We start from the raw sequence: 24998 nt of genomic DNA on the forward strand, positions 1-24998 counted from the left end.
CTAAGTTCCTCCAAAAATAAAAAATATATTCTATATTTTCATGTTTAGTCAAGCTTCAAAACTGCAAGGAAAGCTTTTTGTGGTACTTGTACATTTCCCACCTGCTTCATGCGCTTCTTACCTTTCTTCTGCTTCTCCAATAGTTTTCGCTTACGACTAACATCACCACCATAACATTTTGCGGTTACATCCTTACGCACCTGTTTTATGGTTTCGCGTGCTATGATCTTGGCACCAATGGCAGCCTGAATGGCAATATCGAATTGCTGGCGAGGAATGAGATCTTTCAATTTCTCACAAATTCGACGCCCAAAGGTTACAGCATTTGTCTCGTGTGTTAAAGTTGAGAGCGCATCTACGGGTTCACCATTCAACAAAATATCAAGCTTAGCCAGCTTAGACGGACGGAAAGAGTCTATATGATAATCGAATGAGGCATAGCCTTTTGAAATACTCTTCAGCTTATCATAAAAGTCGATCACAATTTCGCCCAATGGTATCATAAAAATCAATTCTAGCCGATTACCACTCACATAATTTTGGCTTACTAGCTCACCACGCTTATCCAAACAGAGCGTCATAATAGGACCAATAAAGTCGGCAGTGGTAATGATAGAAGCCTTGATATATGGTTCTTCTATATGTTCTATCATCGTTTGCTCTGGCAAACCAGAAGGATTGTGTACCTCTTTTTCCACTCCCTGCTTATCGTACACCTTATAGCTAACATTAGGTACAGTGGTGATAACATCCATATTGAACTCTCTATCTAAACGTTCTTGCACAATTTCCATGTGCAACAATCCCAAGAAACCACAGCGAAAACCAAAGCCAAGCGCTTGCGAACTCTCAGGCATAAAGGTGAGCGAAGCATCATTTAGCTGAAGTTTCTCTAACGAAGATCGTAAGCCTTCATAATCGTTAGGATCAATAGGGTAAACACCTGCAAACACCATAGGTTTCACTTCTTGGAAACCAGCAATAGCATTCTTGCAAGGTTGATCAATATGGGTTATCGTATCACCCACTTTCACTTCTGTAGCATTCTTAATACCTGAAATAATATAGCCTACCTCACCAGTAGATAATTCTTTCGTTGGTTTCATATCCATCTTCAGAACTCCTACTTCGTCGGCATCATATTCCATTCCTGTTTGTACAAACTTTACCTTATCGCCCTTTCGTATCACACCATTTACCACTTTACATAGGGTAATAATGCCTCGGAAAGAGTTGAAGATAGAGTCGAACACCATTGCTTGTAACGGAGCTTTAGGGTCGCCTGTTGGAGCAGGCACTTTCTCTACAATAGCATCAAGGATAGCATCAACACCCTCACCTGTTTTACCACTTGCGCGGATAATATCAGACGGATCACAGCCAATGAGGTCTACAATCTCGTCCTCTACCTCCTCTGGCATAGCATTAGGCATATCTATCTTATTGATCACTGGAATAATCTCTAAATTATGATCAATAGCCATATAAAGGTTAGAGATCGTTTGCGCCTGGACACCTTGCGTAGCATCAACTATCAGCAATGCACCTTCGCACGCAGCAATGCTTCGCGATACCTCGTATGAGAAATCGACGTGTCCCGGAGTATCTATCAAGTTAAGAACATATTTGCTCCCATCTTTTTCGTATTCCATCTGTATAGCATGACTCTTAATCGTAATGCCACGCTCTTTTTCCAAATCCATATTATCGAGCATCTGCCCCTCTGTAATTTGGATCGTATTTGTATGCTCTAACAGTCTATCGGCCAAAGTTGATTTACCATGGTCGATGTGAGCTATAATGCAGAAGTTTCTTATATGTTGCATCAGTGTATATTCTCGTATATAATGCTTGCAAAAATAGCAATAAAAAACGGAAAACTAGAATTCACTTTTGCTTTTTCTATGAAATAAACTAACTTTGCCATCAAAAAGCAAGGAATGAGAAAATATTTATTATTATTAGGCGTTGCCGCATTGGCTATTTCGTGCCAAACCGATTTGAAAGAACGTGCAGCAAAGGAGTGTCAGGAATACACTCAAAAGAGGTGTCCTACCCCTATTGTGAATAACACAAGTATGGACAGTATGGTGTTTGATAAAGCCACAACAACACTTCATTATTACTACAAATTTTCGGGACTAGCCGACAATGCTGAAATTATCAATAAACAGAAGCCCCAGCTACGCAAAATGCTATCCAATGCCTTACGTGCTGAAACTTCTATGAAAGCCTACAAGGATGCAGGCTTTAATTTCCAATACACTTATCGTTCTACAGCTAATCCACAACAAATACTATTAGACGAGAAGTTTACATCTAAGGATTTATGATTTAACAGAGAGTAAGATGCCAACATCTTATACTTTCAAAAATCATATTAGCTCACAGTATATCTAATAAGCAAACCTCTAGTAAGAGAACCAGTAAAGTAAACTATTTTTACTTATATCTATTATCCAAATAAGTAAAAGAATAAACAACGTATTCAATTGATTAGCAACAACTTAAAAGTATAAAATAAAAAGGTCATCTTTTAAAGAGCAAAAGGTCATCTTTTGCCTTCCAAAAGATGACCTTTTACTCCGCAATACATCACCTTTTATACTTAAAAAGATGATGTATTGGGTCGTTGTTAAATATTTTCTACGAATTAACAGAATATTACATACGCATTATCGGCATTTGCATTACTATTTTTCCTTTTGTGCGACTCTAAAACTGATAACCGAGTGTTAGCAAAAACTGACTACGATTGTTCTCCACCTTTGTTGCACTGGCAAAGTTTGGAGTAGTCTTAGCTGTAGCACCTGTACCCGTGGTGTATGATATTGCAGGAAGATTTGAGAATGGGTAGAAATCGCCCTTCTGCGCACTATACTGATAAGCTAGATCAATATTAAACTTCTTTATCTGATAGCCTAAACCTACAGTAAAGCGATTAATATCTTTCCAATTTACGAAGTCGGCTTCAGAAGAATAAGCATTACCCAATGATGATAAGGTAGGATCTTTCTGTCCGTTCTCCTTGTATGCCGAACTTACATAGTTGTAACCAAGGCGAATAGCGAGGTTCTCTACGGGCTTATACTCTGCACCTAGCTTCAAGGTACTTACACCACGAAGCACTTGCTTGGTGTGATTATTCATAATACGATCTGGCGATGATGTTTCTCTATATTCATCGTAATACCAATCGTAGTAACCGCCATCATTGACACGAGAATTTATCGTAGAATAATCTTCATATTCGTAAGTAGCACCAAGAGCAAGGTAATTGCCCACGGTATGACCTAGCGATATACCAAACTTCCAAGGGGTAAAGAACTTATAGTCGTATGTGTTACCAATTTTTCCAAACAGATTTAATGCCCTAGCTTCTGTTGTTTCTATCTGTGTGTTATTCTCTGCACGAAGATCATACCAAGTAGGCGACTTCACGTATGCACCTATACGGAAAGCTGAACTTTCCACTGGGCGAACAATAATACCTGCTGTAATATCAAAACCGTTACCAGTAATTTTCTTTTCATTAGCATAGCCAATTTGGGCATTATCAAGCTGCTCGAAATATTCGCTATAGCTCTTATAGTGAACATCTTTAATACCCAAGGTTATACCTAAGTAAACACGGTTATTAAGGTTTCCACTTACGTTAAAGTCATAATTACCAATATAGCCTGTATAGGCACGATTAAAGTCGAATGCAGAAGCATTATAACCATAATGATTACCTGTAGCTTTTTCAGTATTAATGGTATTAAAGTTGAGATAGTCTAGCTGATCAAAGTTTAGAGCATTATCTGTACTAGTAGGTGTAGAATATCCTATAAAATCTCTCCTTTTATCATTTTGAGGTTTACTTCTATCGAGGTCTACATAATAACCACCTTTCCCCTCACTACCTAATTCTCCTTTTGCATACGACTGATTATTAAGCGAGCTACCATTCAATGCATTAGCTGCATTAAGGATATAATCGAAATTGCGCCCCTTATGATAGTTGAAGCCAAAGTTAAGATAAGACGTACGACCTGTGCGCATAGAATATACACCACCTATCTGATCGAAGCTAGCATTGGTTTTCTTACCATTACTAAACGCTGTACCATTGCCTTGCACTACTAAACCACCACTCACACTAATATTATTGTGACGAAAAAGGCCTATACCAGCAGGGTTGCTGCTGATTGTAGAGACATCTGCACCAAGAGCCTCAAGCGCACCGCCCATACCTATATAGCGAGCTGTTCCGTTAAGATCTTGAGTCGTAAGTTTTGCATTCTGATAAGTTTCTTGTGCATTCGCCGACATTGCTATCAACAGTGCTGCTGCAAAGAAGTAATATTTCTTTTTCATACTGTAAAGAATTTACGATTCTGAATATTATTTTTCTTATGATATACAAAAATCCCCCCTCGCTGAAAAAGGGGGAAATAGATTTCTATTATTAACGGTGTCCTCCAAACTTGCCACCACCGAAAGTGCTACGTGATGACCCACCAAAGCTACCGCCACTGCCTCCATTGAAACCACTACGAGTTGCACCACCAAAGCTACCACCACTGAAAGTACTACGTGAAGGTTGTTGAGAAGGTTGTGAATAGGTAGGCGTGTTTGACCGTGTATTGTCAAAAGATCCTCGATGACCACCAAAGGTACCAAAGCGACTATTATTATTGCCAAAGCTACTGCGACTAGTACTGAAAGTGCTGCGACTATTACTATAAGAGCGGGTAGCTCCACCAAAGCTACCACCACTTCTCCAATGGTTAGCAGTGCCAGTATGACCACTATAGGTAGTATAAACACCTCTATAGTAAGGACGACTATAGTAATAACCATAGTAAGGATAACCACCCCAACCATAATAGCCATAATATGGACGATGCCAGCCACTATAATAATAAGGAGAGCCATACCAACCACCATAGTAAGCACTATACCAAGGATCGTACCAGCCATCATAGAAAGAAGAGCGCCAGCCCCAACGACTACCATAATAGAATGGGTCATAGAAAGCGCTAGCAAACCATGGATCGTAATAGGCACCATAGTAGCCATCAAAACGACTCATACGGCGACTGTAAGCGAAATCGTCATCCTCACGGGTAGCATAGCGTATGTAATTGCTGTAAACGGTGTCGGTAACTTGATAGCGACCATCTTTACCCTCTTTGGTATATTCCACTATTTCGTTGCCTAGAGAGTCTTTACCAATAACTTGATAATAACTTCTAAACTTGCCACGACGATTATATTCGTCATCGCTCTTGTTAATACCGCTATAATAAGTTGGTGCTTTCGCTGTAGGAACAATCTTCTTTACAGGAGTTGCGACCTTATCAGCATCGCCATTTGTATAAAAGTACATATCGTCTTGAGCTACAGCAAGCATAGGCATAAGACCTACTAATGCTAAAAGAAGTACATTCCGTTTCATATTGCCCTCTGTTTTTATTTATTTCTTTGTATAAAAAGTTCTATCCTAATGGTTTTATTTACAAAAATACATATTGGATACTATGCAAATATACGGATTTTCCCTAATCTGTGATAGGTTTTTCCCTATTTTTTATACTTTTGCAGAGATTAATTAACAAACAATGAAATACGTTCAAGTAAAATTTACTATATCTCCTGATAGTCAGACTGCTCGAGACTTAATTATGGCGTTTGCAGGCGATTGTGGTTTTGAATCTTTTACAGATGATAGCGAGCCTTTGCTGGGTTATTGTCAGGTGGAAAACTATCATGAAGATGAATTGAAAAACATTTTAACTATGATCCCATTAGAGAATACTAGTATCAACTTTGAAACTAATGAAGTGGAAGATAAAAACTGGAATGAGGAGTGGGAGAAGAATGGTTTTAAACCTATTATTATAGCAGACAAATGTATTATCTCTTGCTTTAACAACGAAGAAGAAACCTTTGAAAATCAATATAGAAAGAACTTACCTATTCATATCTATATCGACGCTAAACAAGCCTTTGGAACTGGTACTCATGAGACTACACAAATGATTGTAGGCAAACTTTTCGACCTTGATTTAAGCGACAAGCGTGTACTCGACTGTGGCTGTGGAACAGGTATCCTAAGTATCGTAAGTGCAAAACTTGGAGCAAAGGAGGTAATAAGTTACGATATAGACGAATGGAGTGTGAAAAATGCAATGCACAATGCAGCAATCAATGCTGTTAGCATAGATGTGCTAGAAGGCGACAAGAAGGTGCTATCGCATGTATGTGGTGTATTTGATATAGTGCTTGCCAATATTAACAGAAACATTCTATTAGACGATTTAGAATGTTTTACCGAGATATTAGCAGTAAACGGAAGGATTATATTAAGTGGTTTTTATGAAGAAGATGCAAGCCTTTTAATGGAAAAGGCTGCTACGCTGAATCTCTCGGAGATTGAACGCCAAGTGAATCATAACTGGTGCTGTCTGATATTGCAGAAGAATCAATAGGAGCTGGTTCTGGTATCAGCATTTGTTGCATATCATAATAGCTTCCATTGTAAATATTCAGATCGACATAACCTTTAATTCCTGGCAACTTACCTGCATCAGTATGTTGCCATATCTTCCATCGCCCTTTGTATTCCATCTGATTAACGTAATAATGGGCTATCCAATACGGATAGTCATCAAAGCGTTGATCAGATAAATATTGTTGCTTAAATTTGTAATAGGTATAAATGATGGGCTTTACATGGTATCTGTCCTCTACGATATGCAACCATGTAAGAATGTTTTGCTGAAAGTCTTCAGTTGTCATATCCTTAGGTTTATTTTCCACGTCAAGTACAGGTGGAAAATCACCAGGCTGTAGCTTTACCATTGCTAGAAAAAAGTAAGCTTGTCGTCGAGCCGAAACCTTATTACTCCAAAAATGATATACCCCTCGCAAGAAGCCGTTCTCTTTTGCTTCAAAGAAATTTGATCTGAATTTAGGGTCAATATAGCTATCACCTTGTGTCGATTTTATAAAGATAAAGCGAACGGGGGTAGCATCTATCAAAGCATTTCGCAAACGATTCCAATTAATATTACCTTGATAACGGCTCACATCAATGCCGCGAATATTATAACCTTTAGGATAGTTGGGTTCTCCATAAATAGCGCGCCAACGGAACCCTGTTGGAGCTACTAGATAGATATAAACAATGGCACAATAAAACACACCTATAGTTATTCCCCAACACCACTTACCCCACAAAGGTAGTGATTTTAGGAAGCGCTTTAGACGACGAACAAAAAAAGGAGTTTCTCTCGCCATTCGCTGTTTTTTATAGTGTCAGTATTTTATATTAAAATAGATTTTCTGTTTTTATATAAAGGATTTTACCATTTTTATATAGTATCACTACTCTAGGTAAAAGCAGAAAAGAAGAATAGAGAAAGGGGATACTCTCCCCAATCTATTCTTCCATTATAGCATTTTATTACTTGGTTTGCTCAAGTAACAAAGTTTTTGTTGTTAAATCGCAAACTGAAGAAGGACCCCAATACTGAATAGGACCTGGGTAAACATAGCAAGTTTCCTTAGCCCACTTCTCACGTTGTGCAACAAGTGCCTTGAAAGGAGCACCGTCAAGTTCTACAAGCGCCTTACGGATAACTGGCTTCATTTCGCCATTACGCTTCTCCATATTCATCATCATTGTGATAGGCACACCTCCAGCAAGCCACTTGTCGGTGCCAGCAGTAGTGTTTTTAACGATAGCCATATAACCAGTTTTACCGTTAGCGATAAGCTGAGCAGCTGAAGAACCTAGTGCATAACAGTAGTCTGCATCAAAATTAGATGGTGCAGCACAACGACCTTCATAGCCAAAGAAATGGTGTAATGCAGAGAACTTACCTTCATACTTGCCTTCTTTCTTCCATTCAGCAAGCTTAGCACCTACCATTTCAGAAATCAACTTTTCAGTTTCGATCAATGAAACCTGAACATTTCCATGAGGGTCGCGATCCAAAGAAAGCTGACGAGCAACACCTTCTGGCAATGTTTCGAAAGTAGCCTTATTCTCGGCAGAAAGATGAGTCAAGATGTATTCACGTTGAGCAGCCTTATCAAGGTTTAAGTATTCAGCTCCGTGAGCAGCCAACAAATCGTTCAACTCTTGGATTAAACGACCAATAGCAGGTACAAATTCTATCAACCCTTCTGGAATAAGAACAACACCGAAGTTGTTACCCTGACTAGCACGATAAGCTACAGTGCTGGCAATATCTTCTACGATAGCATTCAATGACATATCCTTAGCCTCTACCTCTTCAGATACAAGGCAAATATTAGGTTGTGTCTGCAAAGCACATTCAAGAGCGATGTGAGAAGCTGAACGTCCCATCAACTTAATAAAGTGCCAGTACTTACGAGCAGAATTACAATCGCGCTCAATGTTACCAATAAGTTCAGCGTATGTCTTTGTAGCTGTATCGAAACCGAAAGAAGTCTCAATCTGATCGTTCTTTAAGTCTCCATCAATCGTCTTAGGACAACCGATAACCTGTACACCATATTTCTTTGCTGCATAATATTCAGCGAGCACACAAGCGTTAGTATTAGAGTCGTCGCCACCAATGATAACGATAGCCTTAATATCTAGCTCACGAATAATTTCCAATCCTTTTTCAAACTGCTCTTCCTTCTCTAGCTTTGTACGACCAGAACCAATCATATCAAAACCACCAGTGTTACGATATGCCTGAAGGTTTTCTGCCGTAATCTCCATATACTTGTGATCTACCAAACCACCAGGCCCCATTAAAAAACCAAATAGGCGGTTTTCTGGGTTCAACTTCTTGATTTCATCAAAAAGACCAGAGATAACGTTGTGTCCACCAGGAGCCTGACCACCAGATAGGATTACACCAACATTCATCTTGGCATTGTTAGCTTCTGTAGCAGGTTCAAACTCTACTAGAGGCATACCATAAGTGTTTGGGAACAATTTCTTAATGTCTTCCTGATTGTCAACGCTCTGTGTTGGAGCACCTTCTTTTACCTTTACTGCACCTTGTAGAGCTATTGGCAACTTAGGTTGATAGCCTGCTCTTTCTTTTTGCAATGCACTAATTTCCATAAATGAATTCTTTTAAGTTTGGATATTTTTAAAAATTTTCTTCCTACTGCAAAAGTACTGCTTTTTTCTGTGATAATTAGACGCAAATGCTTAAAAAGCTAAAACTCGAAAGTTTTTTCTCACGCTTTCTTCCTTTATTATAATTTTTGCTTATCTTTGGAGAGTATTTAAATAAAAAATTAGAGCAAAGGATAAAAATTATGAGTAACAAAAGAGATTTAAAACGGACAATCAACTATATTACTAGTGATTTATTTGCAGAAGGAGTAGCTGCTTCTCTTTATGGTAACAAAGCCCACACAGAAGATGTGAACGCACTACTATCAACAATAATTGTTATGCATGATGATTATATTCGTCGTGTATCGCATGTAGAGCCTGGTATGTCTGCTAAGAAATATTTCAAAGATCTTAAAGATAAGTTTAATAAGGAAGCCAATGAGATTGTTGATCAAATAAGTAATCTTGTCTAAACGAAGTAGCCTTATTGAATGTTATCACGATTTATTTTATATAAACTGTTAGGATGGGAGAAGTTTGTAAACATCCCTCTTCCAGACAAGTGCATTATTTGTTTAGCCCCACACACTAGCAATTGGGACTTTATCTTAGGTCAGCTTTATACTCGTGCCGAAGGCTTAAATAGTAAATTTTTGATGAAAAAAGAGTGGTTCATTGGACCACTAGGAAGTTTCTTTAAGAAGTTAGGGGGGATACCTGTATGGCGTAGCCGACATAGCAGCATGACTGATCGTTTAGCCGATTTAGCCGAAAGTACTCCTCACTTTCAGCTTTGTGTTACCCCTGAGGGTACTCGCTCGCTTAATCCTGAGTGGAAAAAAGGGTTCTACTTTATAGCCCTTAAGGCTAATATTCCTATTGTACTGTATGCGCTTGATTATCAATCTAAGACCATTCACTGTACAAAGATGATTATGCCCAATGGGAACGTGGAAGAACAGATGAAAGAAATAAAGCTCTATTTTAAAAACTTCAAAGGAAAATTTCCTGAGAAATTTTCAATAGGAGAAATTTAGAATGAAGAAAACTTGGCTGATAGCCTTAACTACTGTCTTAGCAAGTTTAAGCTCTCAAGCACAAAACAAAACCACATGGGGTTCTAACGAATACGATGGAGCGCCATGGGTACAAAATGTATCTAAGCCAAACACTATTGATAATGGTTTAGAAAACCGACACATTTCTTTATGGGCATCACACGGAAGATATTATGATGCTGGTAAAGGGGTATGGAAATGGCAACGCCCTATCCTTTTTTCTACAACCGAGGACTTATTTACACCAACCATCGTTATCCCTTATCTTATTCCAATGCTTCAAAATGCGGGTGCTGTGGTGTTCACACCTCGTGAACGCGATTGGCAATTAAACGAAATTATTGTGGATAACGATAGCCATTTAAGCAACTACAAAGAAGTTAACGACAAGAAAGACTGGAAAGATAGTTCCGATCCTGGCTTTGCTTTTCATCATGGTACTTATCGTGATGGTGAGAATCCATTTACTGCTGGCACTGCAAGAAAGATCAAAGCACGTAAACGCGACAATAAGTTAAGTTCTATAACTTACCAACCCACTATTACAGAGGCTGGAAAATATGCCGTGTATGTAAGTTACCAAACGCAGAAGAAGAGTGTGGACGATGCTGAATACATTGTTTTCCACAAAGGGCAAGCAACCCATTTTAAGGTAAATCAGAAGATGGGAGGTGGCACATGGGTATATCTAGGCACTTTCGATTTCGATGCAGGCAGCAGTATTCTCAACTCTGTTGTGCTTACTAATCATAGCTCGCATAGAGGTGTGATTACTGCCGATGCCGTGCGCTTTGGTGGTGGTATGGGCAATATCGTGCGTGGTGGCACCACTAGTGGGTTGCCTCGTACTTTAGAAGGCGCACGCTACTACGCCCAATGGGCTGGTGCACCATGGGATATTGTGAGCAAGAGCAATGGTAGCAACGACTATAACGATGATATCAATGCACGCTCGCTTATGACCAATTGGCTGGCTGCTGGTTCTACGTATGTCCCTGGGAAAGGTAAAAAAGTGCCTATCGACCTCTCGCTGGCTATCCATAGCGATGCAGGCATTGCACCTAACGGTAGTTATGTTGGCACTTTAGGTATTTATACAACACAAGAAGGCGACGACCATCTTGGTGAAGATCTCTCGCGTAGTGTTTCAAAAACGCTTGCTGAAAATATGGTCAGCAATCTTAAAAAGGATATAGACCAAGTATTCCATATTAACTGGAACACACGATCGGTAAGGGATCGCAACTATAGCGAGACACGCTTACCTGATGTACCATCTATGATCCTAGAGACGATGTCCCATCAAAACTTTAACGATATGAAGCTGGGACAAGATCCTAACTTTAAGTTTGTTGTTGCACGCTCTATCTATAAGACGATATTACGCTATGAAGCCAGTATGCATAACACTTCTTACACCGTCCAACCACTAGCTCCTATACTGTTCCGCCTAAAGCGAGTCGGGGCTAACAAGGTACGTCTGCAATGGAATGCGGTAAACGATCCATACGAACCTACTGCCGTTCCTACATCTTATAATGTATATACGGCTATCGGCAATGGTGGTTTTGACAATGGCATTAATATCAGCGGAACCTCTTGCGAAATAGAGATGCAAATGGGTAAGCTTTACAGCTTCCGTATTACAGCATGTAATCGTGGTGGTGAAAGTTTCCCTACAGAGGTGTTATCTGCTTATAATCATCCTGACGCTAAGCAGACAGTGTTGGTGGTAAATGGCTTCAATCGTTTGTCATCGCCAGCTATCATCGATTCAATAGGTAGTCAAGGGTTCAACTTAGAAGCTGATCCTGGTGTTACTTATGGCAAAACGATAGGTTGGAGTGGACAACAAAGTAACTTCGATCCACGATCTGCTGGTAAAGAAGGAGCAGGAGCTTTAGGCTATGGAGGTGAAGAATTGGTAGGCAAAATGGTTGCTGGTAACGATTTCAACTATGTTCGCACACATGCCGAAGCCATTCAGACGGCTGGTAGATATAACGTTGTTAGCTGTTCGGGAAAAGCTGTTGAAAATGGCTTAGTCCGTCTTACCGATTACGATGCTGTAGATATTGACTTAGGATTGGAGAAAGATGATGGTCATAGCCTATATTATTACAAGGCTTTCCGCCCAGCTATGCAACAACAAATAAGCAATTATTTACAACATCATGGCAACCTCTTTGTAAACGGTGCTTACCTTGCATCAGATATGAAGTTAGAAGCTGAAAAACAGTGGCTCGCCAATAATTTGAAAATTACTTATGCAGGTAGCAACCTTAATAACTACTCGGCTATGATAAAAGGACTTGGCACTAGCTTTGATATTTATCGTACGATTAATGCCGATCACTACGGAGCTTACACACCTGACAATATCCTTCCTGCTAACAACACTGCAATAGCAGTAATGGCGTATGCCGATGGTAACAATGCTGCTGTAGCTTATAAAGGTGTCGATTACAGAACATTCTCAATGGCTTTCCCATTGGAATGTATCAAGGATGCTAACACTAGAAATAAGATTATGCGAGGTATCTTAGCATATCTCCTTCAATAAGATTGTTAAACATAAGGCGGTATTAAAGCAAAATGCTGATGCTTCCTTACTAAAAGATGAAGACTATGTATAAAATTCAAGCAAACACAAGTGGCACTAGAAGCATTGCTATAAACGATGCCTACTTAGAAGTAATAAGAAAGTATGCCCTCTTTAAAGGATTAGTCGATTCTACAGGCATCGTTGACGAAGAAACGCTCGATAGGTTAAAGCTGAATGTGCGCAGCTTACTCGAGTCGGAAAAGGGCAATAACAAAGAATTGCTTGATCTATGCCTTGATGTTGTTTATAACACCGATATGAAGGCGCTAGGACTTAATAATCTCGTAAAACTTTACAAGGAATGGTGCAAGCAACATCCTACACCAGCAAGAGAAGAAGAACAAACATCTACAACCGAATAAAAAGAGGCTTACGCTGATTTAGATTTATAAGAATCGAAGCCTTAGATAAATATTTTATTTATTGCTGTCCGATAAAACTTTTTGATACCCTATAAATTTAGGGCTGACTCCTTCATTAGGAATCAGCCCTTTTTAGTTACTTTGTAGTCTCTAAACAAAATTCAAAATGACTATGGGCAAAAGTACACATTTTATCGGACAGCAGTAAAACAAAATACACACTTATATATATCCCAAAAAGGCTCATATCCAAATTGAAGTGCCCTCCGAAAGTTGTTATGTCCAACTTTCGGGGGCTATTAAGTCATTTAAGAAACGAAAGAATTATGAAGAAAGAATAGAATAAAATTAAGATTACCTTAATTCCGCAGCATAAATTCTTGTAAGAACTCCAAGTGCCTGAGAAACAAAGTTCTCAAAACACTTGGATATGTCAGAAATTTCACCTATCTTAGTGCTGTAAACATAACAAGTAAGCAAATATCTGACATGACAAAGGTAGCAATTAAAAACGAGAATATCACTTCTTTCGGTGGAATTTATCACATTATGGACGTTTTCTCAAAGTTGGGCTTTGAAAAACTTACCGAATCCGTATTGGGCAAACGTGGAAGTAGCGGCAAGGCATTCAGCCATGGAAGTATTTTCGGCTCTCTCTTCTTCAGCTACCTTTGTGGTGGAGAATGCCTTGAGGACATCAATGCACTTATAGGGCAGTTCAAGCAGAGACCTGATACGCTGTTACCCGGTGCCGACACTGTGGGGCGCGGACTAAAGGAGCTTGCTGAAGAGAACATTATTTATAAGAGCGAAACCTCCGACAAGTCGTATAGTTTCAACACGGCAGAGAAGCTGAACACCTTACTATTACGGATGATACGGAGAATGGGGCTTATAAAGGTGGGCAGCCATGTTGACCTGGACTTTGACCACCAGTTCGTTCCAGCCCACAAGTTCGATGCTAAGTATTCTTATAAGCAGGACCTTGGCTATTTTCCTGGTTGGGCTTCCATTGGGGGAATCATAGTCGGAGGTGAGAACCGTGACGGAAACACCAATGTGAAATTCCATCAGGAGGACACGCTCCGTCGCATTATGGACCGTGTAACCTCAGAACTTGGTGTGGTAATAGAGCGTTTCCGTGCTGACTGCGGGTCGTTCTCAAAGGAAATCATCCAAACCGTAGAGCAGCGCTGCAACACGTTCTACATTCGTGCTGCCAACTGCGGCAGTCGCTACGAGAATTTCCAACAGTTGAAGGAATGGAAAGACGTTGAGGTTGGCTATGAGAAATGCGATGTCACATCCGTCAGCATAGACAGCTTGATAGAAGGAAAGTCATACAGGCTCGTCGTACAGCGTAGTCCTTTGAAAGGCAAGGATGGCAGTGAGCAGACGGATATGTTCGGAGTAATATACACATACCGCTGTATCCTCACCAACGACTGGGTGTCTACCGAGAAGGACATCATTACGTTTTATAATGAACGTGGAGCGGGTGAAAAGAACTTCGACATACAGAACAATGACTTCGGCTGGGCACATCTGCCCTTTTCCTTTATGGCTGAGAACATGGTTTTCATGATGGTTACCGCCATGCTGAAGAACTTCTATCTCTATCTCGTCCGTCATATCAGCGAAAAGGTCAAGCCATTGAAAAAGACAAGCAGGCTGAAAGCCTTTATCCTCCATTTTGTCAGCGTGCCAGCAAAATGGGTGAGAACGGGAAGGCAGCACGTTCTGAACCTGTATACAAATAAAACCTACTACTTTGAGGTCTTCATTGAATAAACATCACTTCTTTGTGGTTTTAATATTCCCCATTGGTTTGGGTGGGGGATTTTATGCTTAGAAAAGACCCAAGAAACACCAAAGCACCTCACATCAACATATAGAGTCCCCAAAAGACACCTCAACATATAAAATTTTCTCACAAGAAAAAATACTGCGGAATTAAGGGATTAAATGGAATGAGCTCGGTAAAATACCGAGCTCATTATAGAGAATTAAATAATTAATGTTCAATTGAACATCCAACCTTCGAGGGTACATCAAAATAAGGATGTAAGCCTTTGTTTAATATAGCGATTTTAACTTAGTAAGCCTCTTCTTCGCTAGTAACATCCTTTTTAGAGATACCACCGAAATCGATCTTACGCCATGCATAAACAATATATGCAAGAACAAAAGGTACAAGGAAACTAACGTAGAACATTGCCTTCAACGTAAATTCGCTTGAAGAGCTATTTTGGATAGTTAGTGAACTTTGTAAGTCGGCAGTAGAAGGATAATAAGCTGTACCGTTCCATCCTGCAATAAGGAAGAGTACAAGCACAACCAACACAACACCGATGCCTGCTGACCAAATACCATGAACGTAAGAAGGCTTTAAGATGGTCTTCACGATTCCAAATAATAAAAGTACTACACCAATGAGCAATAGGCAAAGCAATGGCCACATTGCAAGGAGGTTGTTAAGATACTTCATTGGCTCTAGTGCGATAACACCAGCCTCGTTAACTGCATAACCGTCACCAAACAATGTCTTTACCAAGAATGGTAAGAAGAACAATAAGAAGAGAACGGTGTTTATAAGAAGTTGCTTCTTCACACGACCACGAATAGCATCATCATGTACATTGTTGTTAATATATAATGTGCCCAAGATACGAGCTAAGAAAACAACAGCGATACCGAAGATAACTACCCAAGGATTTAACAACACGTCAAGACCGCGAGAGGCATTAGCCCAATGAGAGATAACGGGGTGAAATCCACCAACAAGGTTACTCTTCTCTACAATAAAATTGGATCCAGTGAAGAATGTTGCTACAGCACCACCCAACAATAACGGACCTAAAATACCATTAAGAATTAAGCATATCTGAAAAGTGCGGACACCCAAAAGATTGCCAGCCTTATTCTGATATTCGTAACTTACTGCCTGTAAAATGAAAGTTAGCAAAATTGCCACCCATACCCAATAAGCACTACCGAAGCTTGTACTATAGAACAGTGGGAACGATGCAAAGAAAGCACCACCAAAGGTTACAAGGGTTGTGAAAGTGAATTCCCATTTTCTACCTGTAGAGTTGATTACTAAACGACGCTCAATCTCATCTTTGCCGAGTTGGAAAATCATAGAATTTGCACCTTGTACAAACATCAAAAACACTAATAGTGATCCTAGCAATGAGATGATAAACCACCAATAATGCTGTAAAAAATCGTATGTCATAGTTCTGGTCCTTTTTTAATTTGTTTACACATAATACTAACCTCTACTGCAAGCATCGCTGTGAACAATACGAGGAATAGGAAGAAGGTGAATGCTACGCCACCACTTGAAACATCACTCACAGATACCCATGTTGGCAGCATATCTTGAATAGTCCATGGCTGACGACCCACTTCGGCTACTACCCAGCCACTTTGGCTAGCAATATAAGCTAATGGAATAAGTGCAATACCTATTTTATGCAACCAGTTAGGTTTTGTTATATCCTTCTTATATACGAAGAAGAGAATAATAGCAAACACTAGGATAAAGGCAAAGCCTAAGCCTACCATTATGCGGAATGCCCAGAAAGTGATAGTTATATTGGGAATAGTCTGTGAAGCGTCCTTAATATAACCATAACCAAAGAACTTCATATCATTCTCTAATATCTTACGATTAGCCTCTTTGTTCTTCCCTTCACGGAAATCTTTCAAAGCCTGAATAGCATTACGTCCACGGGTGATCTTTTCCTGTAAAGAGGGATGTTGTATACCTTGATAATCTGTATATCCATTTATAATATCCTGAACACCTGGCACAAAACCATTCATAGTGCGAGTAGCCAATAATGACAGCATATTTGGAATTGCAATGCGTTGAGAAGGCTCTGCTTTAAGCAAACAATCGTTCTGTGCTATTGGACTAATCCCAGCGACAGCTGTTAGGCTTTGCGCCTTTCCACCTTTATAAAGACCTTCCATTGCAGCAAGCTTCATTGGTTGTGCCTTAGCCACCATAAAAGCAGAGTTATCACCAGTATATGCTGCAAGCAATGATGCTACAAGACCAACTATGGCTCCAATTTTCATACTCTTTCTAGCAAGATCTAGATGCTTCTTGCGCAATAGATAATAAGAAGCTACACTAACGGTGAAACATGCACCAAGTAACCATGATGAAGTTACGGTGTGGAAAAACTTATCTACAGCGAATGGGCTTAATGCTACATCTAAGAAAGAGGTCATTTCGTTGCGCATTGTCTCTGGATTAAAGCTGCATCCTACAGGATCTTGCATCCAAGCATTTGCAACAAGTATCCACCAAGCAGAGATAGTAGCACCTAAACCCGTGAGCCACGTTGATGCTAAATGAAAACCTTTTGAAACCTTCTTCCAACCAAAGAACATCACTGCTACAAAGGTTGACTCCATAAAGAAGGCTAAGATACCTTCAACAGCGAGAGGAGCACCGAAAATGTCACCAACAAACCACGAATAATTACTCCAGTTTGTACCAAATTCGAACTCGAGAATAATACCTGTTGCCACGCCAATGGCAAAGTTAATTCCGAAGATGCGCTGCCAAAATTTAGCTGCAATACGCCATTCTTCTTTACCCGTGCGATAATAGCACGTTTCCATAATTCCCATTACAACGGCTAAACCTAATGTTAAGGGCACAAATAACCAATGATACATCGAGGTGAGTGCAAACTGAGCACGCGACCAATCGACTGTACCTGGATCAATTGCTAAAAGTAAATGTTCCATTCCTTGTTAAACTTAAGTTTTTAAAATTATTTATTACTACTATTTGTTTGTTCAAATCATTCATAAAGTATGCTGCAAATATGAGGACTATTGACGTTTAATCAACTCCTTTTCAATAAAATTAGCTTCATTGCCTTTTATTGTATTCTCCTTTAAAAAATTAGGGAAGAAAAAGACACGTAGTATCGCAAACATAATAAAAAGCTTAATAATAATAATAGCCCATAAAGTTTTACCGAGTGTCATGTGGCAAAAACCATCATAATACAAGTCAAAAAAACGATACCAAAAACTATCTTTTCGCATAAATGAAAATATTATTGTTTTGTATTTTATTCAAATTAATGGGCAAAAATAACTCTTTTTTTCTGTACAATGGTCTAAATCTCTCGAAAATTACAGATATTAACAGAAATAAACGTATAACTATAGTTTTTATTTTGTCTTGAGAGCAAAGATCATTACCTTTGATGGCGATAAAGAAGTATGTATAAATGAGTAAGTTAATAGTGTTCATAATGCTAGGAGGGACTTTTATAGGGGCATCAGCTCAAAGCACGATGTCCCTAACAGAATGTCGTAGACTAGCATTACAAAATAATAAACAACTACAAATTTCACAGTTTGCAAAAGAAATTGCTGAGAATACACATAAGGTGGCAAAGGCAAAATATTTGCCACGAGTGAGCGGATTAGCAGGCTATGAACATTTTTCAAGAGAAATTTCCCTCTTAAATAAAGATCAGAAGAACCTACTATCAAACCTTGGCACTAATGCGTTTGGAGGATTAGGCACAGCCATAGGGAACAATCTTACTTCACTGGCAAAACAAGGTATAATATCTGCAAACACAGCTCAGCGGCTAGGGCAGGTATTAGGTAATCTTACTACTCCACTTGCTCAGGCTGGTAATAATATAGGTAATGAGATAAAAGAGGCTTTTAGATCCGATACAAAAGATGTATATAGCGCTGGAATTTTATTTTCACAACCTATTTATATGGGGGGGGCTATCAAAGCAGCTAATGACATAGCAGCGATAGGAGAAACAGTAGCTGATAATACGATGGCACTAAAACGTCAAGTGGTTTTATATGCGGTTGATAATGCTTACTGGCTTGCTGTTTCACTGAAAAAGAAAGAGATGCTTGCCACAAGCTATCGAGATTTAGCTAAAAAGCTAAGCGATGATGTGCAGAAAATGATCAATGCGGGTGTGGCAACAAGAGCAGATGGACTAAAAGTAGCTGTGGCTGTAAATATGGCAGACTTGCAGATTTCAAAGATACAAAGTGGTGAATCGATTGCGAAAATGGCTCTTTGCGAACTGTGTGGTATTGATCTAAATCCTGAACTAAAATTACAAGATGAACAAGCACAGACAATCGTTCTCCTTGAGAATATAGACGAAGTGAACTCGTCGGACTCTGTGATACGTGAACGTCGCCCCGAGTTAAGATTATTGCAAAGCGCAATTGACCTAAGTAAGCAGAACACAAAACTTGTACGTTCGCTATATCTACCTCATGTACTCCTAACAGGTGGATATTCGGTAATGAACCCAAATCTCTTTAATGGATTTCAAAATAAGTTTTCTGACCTATGGAATATTGGCATAGCCGTACATGTTCCTATATGGAATTGGGGAGAAGGTAAATACAAGGTAAGAGCTGCTAAAACGGCAACAAGTATTGCTACTTTAGAGCTTCAAGACGCTCAACAAAAGATAAACCTAGAGATTCATCAAAACCGCTTCCGCTTAAAGGATGCCCAAAAACAACTTGCTACTGCACAAAAAAATATGCAAGCTGCAGAGGAAAACCTTCGATGTGCTAACATCGGCTTTAAGGAGGGTGTTATGACTGTTACCGATATTATGACGGCTCAAACGGTATGGCAAACAGCAAAAACGGCTATTGTGGATGCTGAAATTGCGGTAAGATTGGCTCAAACAGGCTTACAAAAAGCGTTGGGAACAATTGATAATTGAAAAATAAGAATTGAGAGAGAATGAGCCGATGGCTAACTTTTTTCAGAATTAAATAATAAAAAAATGAGTGCTAAATCACAAAAAAGAAATATATTCTTAGCGGTATTAAGTTTTGCAGCTGTAGTGGTAACGGCTGGATTAATAGGTCATTTTACGATGAGTAAGCCTAAAGAGGTTATTCAAGGTGAGGTAGAAGTGGGCGAATATCGTGTAGCATGTAAGCTTCCTGGACGTATTACAAGCATTAAGGTAAAGGAAGGCGACTTCGTTCATAAGGGCGATATACTAGCCATTTTGGCTATTCCTGAGGCAAATGCTCAAGAAAAAGTTGCCGAGGCTGCTGCTGGTGCTACCGATGCTTTAAGCGAACTAACCGCAGCTCCAACTCGTAAGGAGGCTGTAGATGCAGCCTATCAGGTATATCAGCAAACTATTGCAGCTAGAAATATAGCAGAAAAAACTTATAACCGTATGCAGCGTTTATATGATGAAGGGGTAATGAGTGCCCAAAAGAAAGACGAGGCACTAGCAGCTTTTGAAACAACAAAAGCTGGTGTAGAGGTAGCAAAATCGAATTGGGAACTTCTTAAAAAAGGTGCAAGAAATCAAGCAAAGGAAGCTGCAAAGAAACAAGCACAAGCAGCTAAATCGGCTATAGATGTAGTAAAATCGATCTTGAAAGAGACTGTTCAGCGGGCTACAGCAGACGGTGAGGTATCTGAAATTTATCCTAAAGAGGGGGAATTGGTTGGCTTTGGAAGCCCTATTATGAGTATTTTGCTTACCAATGACATTTCGGGTACATTTAATATACGTGAAGATCAGCTTGAAGGAATGAAGATAGGGACTACCTTTAGAGCTTTTGTTCCTGCACTCAATAGGGAAATAACGATGGTGGTTACTTCTATGAAAGATGAAGGAGCATACGCCGTATGGAAAGCTACAAAGACAAATGGTCAGTATGATTTAAAAACCTTTGAGGTAAAGGCAAAACCAACCACGAAGGTGAAGGGATTACTAAAAGGTATGTCGTTAATTATGAAATAAACAAAGGATGAGGCAGATCATTCGTAGCATATGGAGAATTTCGGTTAGAGAAATGGGATTTATGTATAGAAATCCCATCTACTTTGTATGTGCCATCATCTTTCCATTGCTAACTATAAGTTTCTTTACTTCGCTGATGTATGAGGGACAACCAGGACAATTACCCATCGGAGTTGTTGATAATGACCGAACACCTACCACACAAAAGATGCTCATGAAACTCGATGCGTTTCAAGGAACGAAGATAGCATCTTACTATGCTAACACAACAATAGCACGAGAAGCAGTGCAACGAGGGGAGGTATATGCTTATTTATTGATTCCCAAAGGTACTACCGAAGAACTTCTCGCAAAACGACAACCCACCATTTCGTTTTATTATAGTAGTGTAACGCTTGTAGCTGGTGGTATGACTTTCAAGGACTTAAAGACTATAACGACTTTGATCTCAGCAGCTGTAGGGGCAGGAAAACTTTCAATGCTAGGAAAAACTCCAGATGAGATAAGAACTTTTTTACAGCCCATAGCACTAGATGTACATATGATACAAAACCCTTGGATGAATTATAATGTTTACCTAAGTGCAATTATGATACCTGGCATTTTGATCCTATTTATGCTTCTTCTAACGGTATATACTATAGGAAAGGAATTGAAGTTTGAAAAATCTAAAGTATGGTTACGTCTAGCGCACGATAATATTATAGTAGCATTAATAGGAAAACTATTGCCACTTTTTTTAGTTTTCCTTATATTATTTTTTGGCTTTGAATGGTACATTTATAGCTATCTGTGTTTCCCTCATGCAGGTGGAGGGTTAAGAATTTTCTGTTTGGTCGTATTGACTGTTGTATCATCTATGGGCTTTGGGGTGTTCATATTTGGGTTAATCCCATCCTTACGCATGGCAATGAGTATCTGTTCACTATGGGCGGTTATAGGTTTCTCTGCTTGTGGAGCTACCTTTCCACTCTTTAGTATGGATCCATTCATACAAGGTGTGGCACAAACAGTTCCTTTACGCCATTATTGGATGATTTATCAAGTTAGCATCTTTAATGGATACCCTATTAGCAATATATGGTATAATGTGATGATGCTGGTAATCTTCGCTAGCTTACCACTTCTTGTAGTATTCAATATTAAACGAGCTATGAAGAGCTTCGTATATATACCATAATACCATGAGGACAATTATCAAAACCATAGATTTATTCTTTCGCTTACTTGCTAAAGAGTTTAAGTTTATCTTTACCGATGAAGGTATATTAATGTTTGTATTCTTAGTACCATTGGGGTATCCTCTACTCTACTCTTGGATTTATAATAATGAGGTGGTAAGAGATGTTCCTGTGGCTGTAGTTGATATGGCACATAGCAAATCATCACAAGAATTTGTGCGTGCTTTTAATGCTTCTCCAACGGTAGAAGCCACTTATTATTGCAATAATCTAGAAGAAGCAAAGGCATTAATAGGAAAGCAAGTCGTAAGAGGTGTGTTATACTTTCCACAAGATTATGATAAGAAGCTTAATAGAGGAGGGCAAAGTACTATCAGCATTTATTGCGATATGAGTTTAATGCTTACGTATAAAGCTATCTACCAATCGGCACTAAGTGTATCGCTTGAACAGAATAAAAGCATCCAAAAGCCGAAGACCTTCAGTTTTACTGAATGGGATGAAGAATTAAATACAGAACCTATACATGTAGAAGAAAAGTCTATTTATAATACCACAGAGGGCTATGGAAATGCTATCTTACCAGGTGTTTTAATATTGATCTTACAACAAACTTTGATGCTGGGCATTGGTTTATCAGCAGGAACAATGAGTGAAAAAAAGGATAAAGCCTATCTAAAAATTGGTCAATCAATAGGTGGCGTATATACACTGATCTCGGCAAAGACTGTAGCTTATTTCACCATTTTTACTGTTTTAGCATCCTATATAACTATAGCTGTACCTCATTTTTTTGGCTTTACGATGTTGGCAGAACCGTTACCACTCATTTGCTTACTAGTGCCTTATTTACTAGCAGCTATTTTCTTCGCCATGATCATATCTCTTTTCGTTCGTTTAAGAGAGAACGTAATGCTTATTATTGTTTTTACATCTATTCCTTTTCTTTTTATGTCGGGGGTAAGTTGGCCATTAAGTAATATTCCTGGATTCTGGCAAGGTGTTAGTTGGCTAATCCCATCTACTTTTGGTATTCGTGGCTATCTCACATTAGCAGCATTAGGTGGCTCTCTTAATGATGTTCTCCCCTATTGCAGATACCTATGGATTCAGACATTTGCCTACTTCTTTATCGTGCTTATCTGCCATTATAAAATGCTGAATGGGTATAGAAAGTAATTTGGAGGAGCAATAAAATACACCCCGTAAAGATACTCTAAAACGCACTTTTTCTAAGGTAAAAAGTGCGATATTAAAATAGAAAAAGAGAAGCACTTTTTATAAGTACTCCTCTTCTATGGTGTTTGGAAATAAAAATCGTATTAACGATTATTTTGCATAAGCTACCGAACGAGTCTCACGAATAACAGTGATCTTAACTTGTCCAGGATAAGTCATTTCGTTTTGTATCTTCTCTGCGATCTCAGAACTTAACTTCTCGCTATCAAGATCGTCTATCTTATCGGCACCAACGATAACGCGAAGTTCTCGACCTGCCTGAATAGCATAGGTCTTAGTAACACCAGGATAGCTCATTGCTATGGCCTCAAGATCGTTCAAACGCTTGATATATGCCTCTACTATTTCACGACGAGCACCAGGACGAGCACCAGAAATGGCATCACATACCTGAACAATAGGAGCAAGTAAAGTCGTCATCTCTATTTCATCATGGTGGGCAGCGATAGCATTGCATACATCAGGTTTCTCCTTATATTTCTCTGCAATCTTGCCACCATAAAGCGCATGAGGCAATTCGGTTTCTTCATCTGGAACCTTACCTATATCATGAAGCAAACCTGCACGTTTAGCCTTCTTAGGATTTAAACCTAGCTCGCTAGCCATTACAGCACAGAGATTAGCTGTTTCACGAGCATGCTGTAAAAGGTTTTGACCGTAAGAAGAACGATACTTCATCTTACCTATGATACGAATAAGCTCTGGATGAAGACCGTGAATACCAAGGTCAATGGCAGTACGTTTACCTGTTTCAATAATTTCATTATCAAGCTGCTTCTTCACTTTAGCAACAACCTCCTCTATACGAGCTGGGTGGATACGACCATCAGAAACCAACTGGTGAAGAGCTAAACGGCAAATCTCACGACGAACAGGATCGAAAGCAGAAATAACGATAGCTTCTGGAGTGTCATCAACAACAATTTCAACACCTGTAGCAGCTTCCAACGCACGAATATTACGACCTTCACGACCAATTATACGCCCCTTCACCTCGTCATTATCAATGTGAAACACACTAACAGAATTCTCTATAGCAGTTTCTGTTGCAATACGTTGGATGGTTTGCACAACAATTTTCTTAGCTTGCTGGTTAGCATTAAGCTTAGCTTCGTCTACAATTTCATTAATGTATGAAGCTGCATCTAACTTAGCTTGATCTTTCAAACTCTCAATTAATCGTCCCTTGGCTTCTTCTGCACTCAAACCAGAAAGTTCTTCTAGCTTAGCACGTTCTAAACCTTGCATCTTTTCAAGGTCTTGCTGCTTTACTTGAAGTAGTTTCTTTTCGTTATCGATACGAAGTTGCTGTTGTTCAACTTCTTGTTTGCGACGACTTAAATCTTCTTGACGCTGATTTAAAGAAATCTCACGTTGCTTTAGGCGATTTTCGTTCTGCTGTATCTTCTGATTACGTTGCTGAACTTCAGCTTCTAACTCGCATTTCTTATTAAGAAACTTTTCCTTAACCTCTAACAATTTTTTCTCTTTGAGAACTTCTGCATCTTTCTCTGCTTTTTCAAGGGTTTCTTTATACTTTCCCGTTAGAATATATCTAAAGAAAGCAAAACCTCCTACACAACCTGCAATAAGACAGATTATAGCTATAATAGTAATTACTATTGGACTCATTTATAATGTTTTTATA

At 39.2% G+C, this 24998-nt stretch carries 20 protein-coding genes; 11 read left to right on the forward strand and 9 right to left on the reverse strand.

Annotated features, from left to right (window positions below):
- Positions 1-44 precede the first annotated feature (44 nt).
- Positions 45-1826 carry a translation elongation factor 4 gene (gene lepA, locus PREBIDRAFT_RS03140; protein ID WP_004337298.1) on the reverse strand — a complete coding sequence of 594 codons (1782 nt, stop codon included), beginning with the start codon at positions 1824-1826 and terminating at the stop codon, positions 45-47.
- Between the two features lie 114 nt (positions 1827-1940).
- On the opposite strand from lepA, the gene PREBIDRAFT_RS03145 reads away from it, so the two are divergent.
- The gene (locus PREBIDRAFT_RS03145) at positions 1941-2333 is read left to right on the forward strand and encodes a hypothetical protein (RefSeq protein ID WP_004337296.1); all 393 of its coding nucleotides are present in this window, start codon (positions 1941-1943) and stop codon (positions 2331-2333) included.
- Between the two features lie 382 nt (positions 2334-2715).
- Here the strand turns inward: PREBIDRAFT_RS03145 and PREBIDRAFT_RS03150 are convergent, their stop codons facing one another.
- Positions 2716-4359, reverse strand: coding sequence for an OmpP1/FadL family transporter (locus PREBIDRAFT_RS03150; protein WP_004337294.1), 1644 nt, complete (start codon positions 4357-4359; stop codon positions 2716-2718).
- Positions 4360-4450: 91 nt separating this feature from the next.
- Positions 4451-5443 carry a hypothetical protein gene (locus PREBIDRAFT_RS03155; RefSeq protein ID WP_004337292.1) on the reverse strand — a complete coding sequence of 331 codons (993 nt, stop codon included), beginning with the start codon at positions 5441-5443 and terminating at the stop codon, positions 4451-4453.
- 163 nt (positions 5444-5606) lie between these two features.
- On the opposite strand from PREBIDRAFT_RS03155, the gene prmA reads away from it, so the two are divergent.
- Positions 5607-6476 carry a 50S ribosomal protein L11 methyltransferase gene (prmA, locus tag PREBIDRAFT_RS03160; protein WP_004337291.1) on the forward strand — a complete coding sequence of 290 codons (870 nt, stop codon included), beginning with the start codon at positions 5607-5609 and terminating at the stop codon, positions 6474-6476.
- On the opposite strand, the gene PREBIDRAFT_RS03165 is transcribed toward prmA, so the two are convergent.
- Complete coding sequence (locus PREBIDRAFT_RS03165; RefSeq protein WP_004339181.1) at positions 6400-7287, reverse strand: glycoside hydrolase family 25 protein; 888 nt, start codon at positions 7285-7287, stop codon at positions 6400-6402. The genes prmA and PREBIDRAFT_RS03165 overlap by 77 nt on opposite strands.
- A 166-nt stretch (positions 7288-7453) precedes the next feature.
- Positions 7454-9097 carry a diphosphate--fructose-6-phosphate 1-phosphotransferase gene (locus PREBIDRAFT_RS03170; protein ID WP_004337289.1) on the reverse strand — a complete coding sequence of 548 codons (1644 nt, stop codon included), beginning with the start codon at positions 9095-9097 and terminating at the stop codon, positions 7454-7456.
- A gap of 200 nt (positions 9098-9297) precedes the next feature.
- Between PREBIDRAFT_RS03170 and PREBIDRAFT_RS03175 the strand changes: the two genes are divergently transcribed.
- The 5 genes from PREBIDRAFT_RS03175 (at position 9298) to PREBIDRAFT_RS03195 (ending at position 14913) form a co-directional block, all read left to right on the forward strand.
- On the forward strand, positions 9298-9570 hold the full coding sequence (locus PREBIDRAFT_RS03175; protein ID WP_004337288.1) for a hypothetical protein: 273 nt from the start codon (positions 9298-9300) through the stop codon (positions 9568-9570).
- Between the two features lie 18 nt (positions 9571-9588).
- Entirely contained in the window at positions 9589-10134 is a 546-nt protein-coding gene (locus PREBIDRAFT_RS03180) for a 1-acyl-sn-glycerol-3-phosphate acyltransferase (protein ID WP_004337286.1), read from the forward strand.
- Between the two features lies 1 nt (position 10135).
- A complete protein-coding gene (locus PREBIDRAFT_RS03185; protein WP_004337285.1) occupies positions 10136-12718 on the forward strand; it encodes a golvesin C-terminal-like domain-containing protein in 2583 nt (860 codons plus the stop codon).
- A 65-nt stretch (positions 12719-12783) separates the two neighbouring features.
- Positions 12784-13122: a hypothetical protein gene (locus PREBIDRAFT_RS03190; RefSeq protein WP_004337283.1), complete on the forward strand. Its 339-nt coding sequence runs from the start codon at positions 12784-12786 to the stop codon at positions 13120-13122.
- A gap of 489 nt (positions 13123-13611) precedes the next feature.
- The gene (locus PREBIDRAFT_RS03195; protein WP_004339183.1) at positions 13612-14913 is read left to right on the forward strand and encodes an IS1380 family transposase; all 1302 of its coding nucleotides are present in this window, start codon (positions 13612-13614) and stop codon (positions 14911-14913) included.
- A 304-nt stretch (positions 14914-15217) separates the two neighbouring features.
- Here PREBIDRAFT_RS03195 and PREBIDRAFT_RS03200 read toward each other — a convergent pair whose 3' ends face one another.
- The 3 genes from PREBIDRAFT_RS03200 to PREBIDRAFT_RS03210 form a co-directional block, all read right to left on the reverse strand.
- The gene (locus PREBIDRAFT_RS03200) at positions 15218-16360 is read right to left on the reverse strand and encodes a cytochrome d ubiquinol oxidase subunit II (protein ID WP_004336515.1); all 1143 of its coding nucleotides are present in this window, start codon (positions 16358-16360) and stop codon (positions 15218-15220) included.
- On the reverse strand, positions 16357-17892 hold the full coding sequence (locus PREBIDRAFT_RS03205; protein WP_004336516.1) for a cytochrome ubiquinol oxidase subunit I: 1536 nt from the start codon (positions 17890-17892) through the stop codon (positions 16357-16359). The genes PREBIDRAFT_RS03200 and PREBIDRAFT_RS03205 overlap by 4 nt, the downstream gene beginning before the upstream one ends.
- Before the next feature lie 87 nt (positions 17893-17979).
- Positions 17980-18198 (reverse strand): DUF4492 domain-containing protein, encoded by a 219-nt coding sequence (locus tag PREBIDRAFT_RS03210; protein WP_004339184.1) that lies wholly within the window; start codon positions 18196-18198, stop codon positions 17980-17982.
- A 188-nt stretch (positions 18199-18386) separates the two neighbouring features.
- On the opposite strand from PREBIDRAFT_RS03210, the gene PREBIDRAFT_RS03220 reads away from it, so the two are divergent.
- The 4 genes from PREBIDRAFT_RS03220 (at position 18387) to PREBIDRAFT_RS03235 (ending at position 23290) form a co-directional block, all read left to right on the forward strand.
- On the forward strand, positions 18387-19883 hold the full coding sequence (locus tag PREBIDRAFT_RS03220; RefSeq protein WP_004336518.1) for a TolC family protein: 1497 nt from the start codon (positions 18387-18389) through the stop codon (positions 19881-19883).
- Between the two features lie 63 nt (positions 19884-19946).
- A complete protein-coding gene (locus PREBIDRAFT_RS03225) occupies positions 19947-20930 on the forward strand; it encodes an HlyD family secretion protein (RefSeq protein WP_004336519.1) in 984 nt (327 codons plus the stop codon).
- Between the two features lie 7 nt (positions 20931-20937).
- Positions 20938-22110, forward strand: coding sequence for an ABC transporter permease (locus PREBIDRAFT_RS03230; protein ID WP_004336520.1), 1173 nt, complete (start codon positions 20938-20940; stop codon positions 22108-22110).
- A gap of 4 nt (positions 22111-22114) precedes the next feature.
- Entirely contained in the window at positions 22115-23290 is a 1176-nt protein-coding gene (locus PREBIDRAFT_RS03235; RefSeq protein ID WP_004336521.1) for an ABC transporter permease, read from the forward strand.
- A 150-nt stretch (positions 23291-23440) separates the two neighbouring features.
- On the opposite strand, the gene rny is transcribed toward PREBIDRAFT_RS03235, so the two are convergent.
- Positions 23441-24982, reverse strand: a complete 1542-nt coding sequence (rny, locus tag PREBIDRAFT_RS03240) for a ribonuclease Y (protein WP_004336522.1) — start codon at positions 24980-24982, stop codon at positions 23441-23443.
- Between the last annotated feature and the right edge of the window lie 16 nt (positions 24983-24998).

It is taken from the genome of Prevotella bivia DSM 20514 (genome assembly GCF_000262545.1).
In the GTDB taxonomy this organism is placed as follows: domain Bacteria; phylum Bacteroidota; class Bacteroidia; order Bacteroidales; family Bacteroidaceae; genus Prevotella; species Prevotella bivia.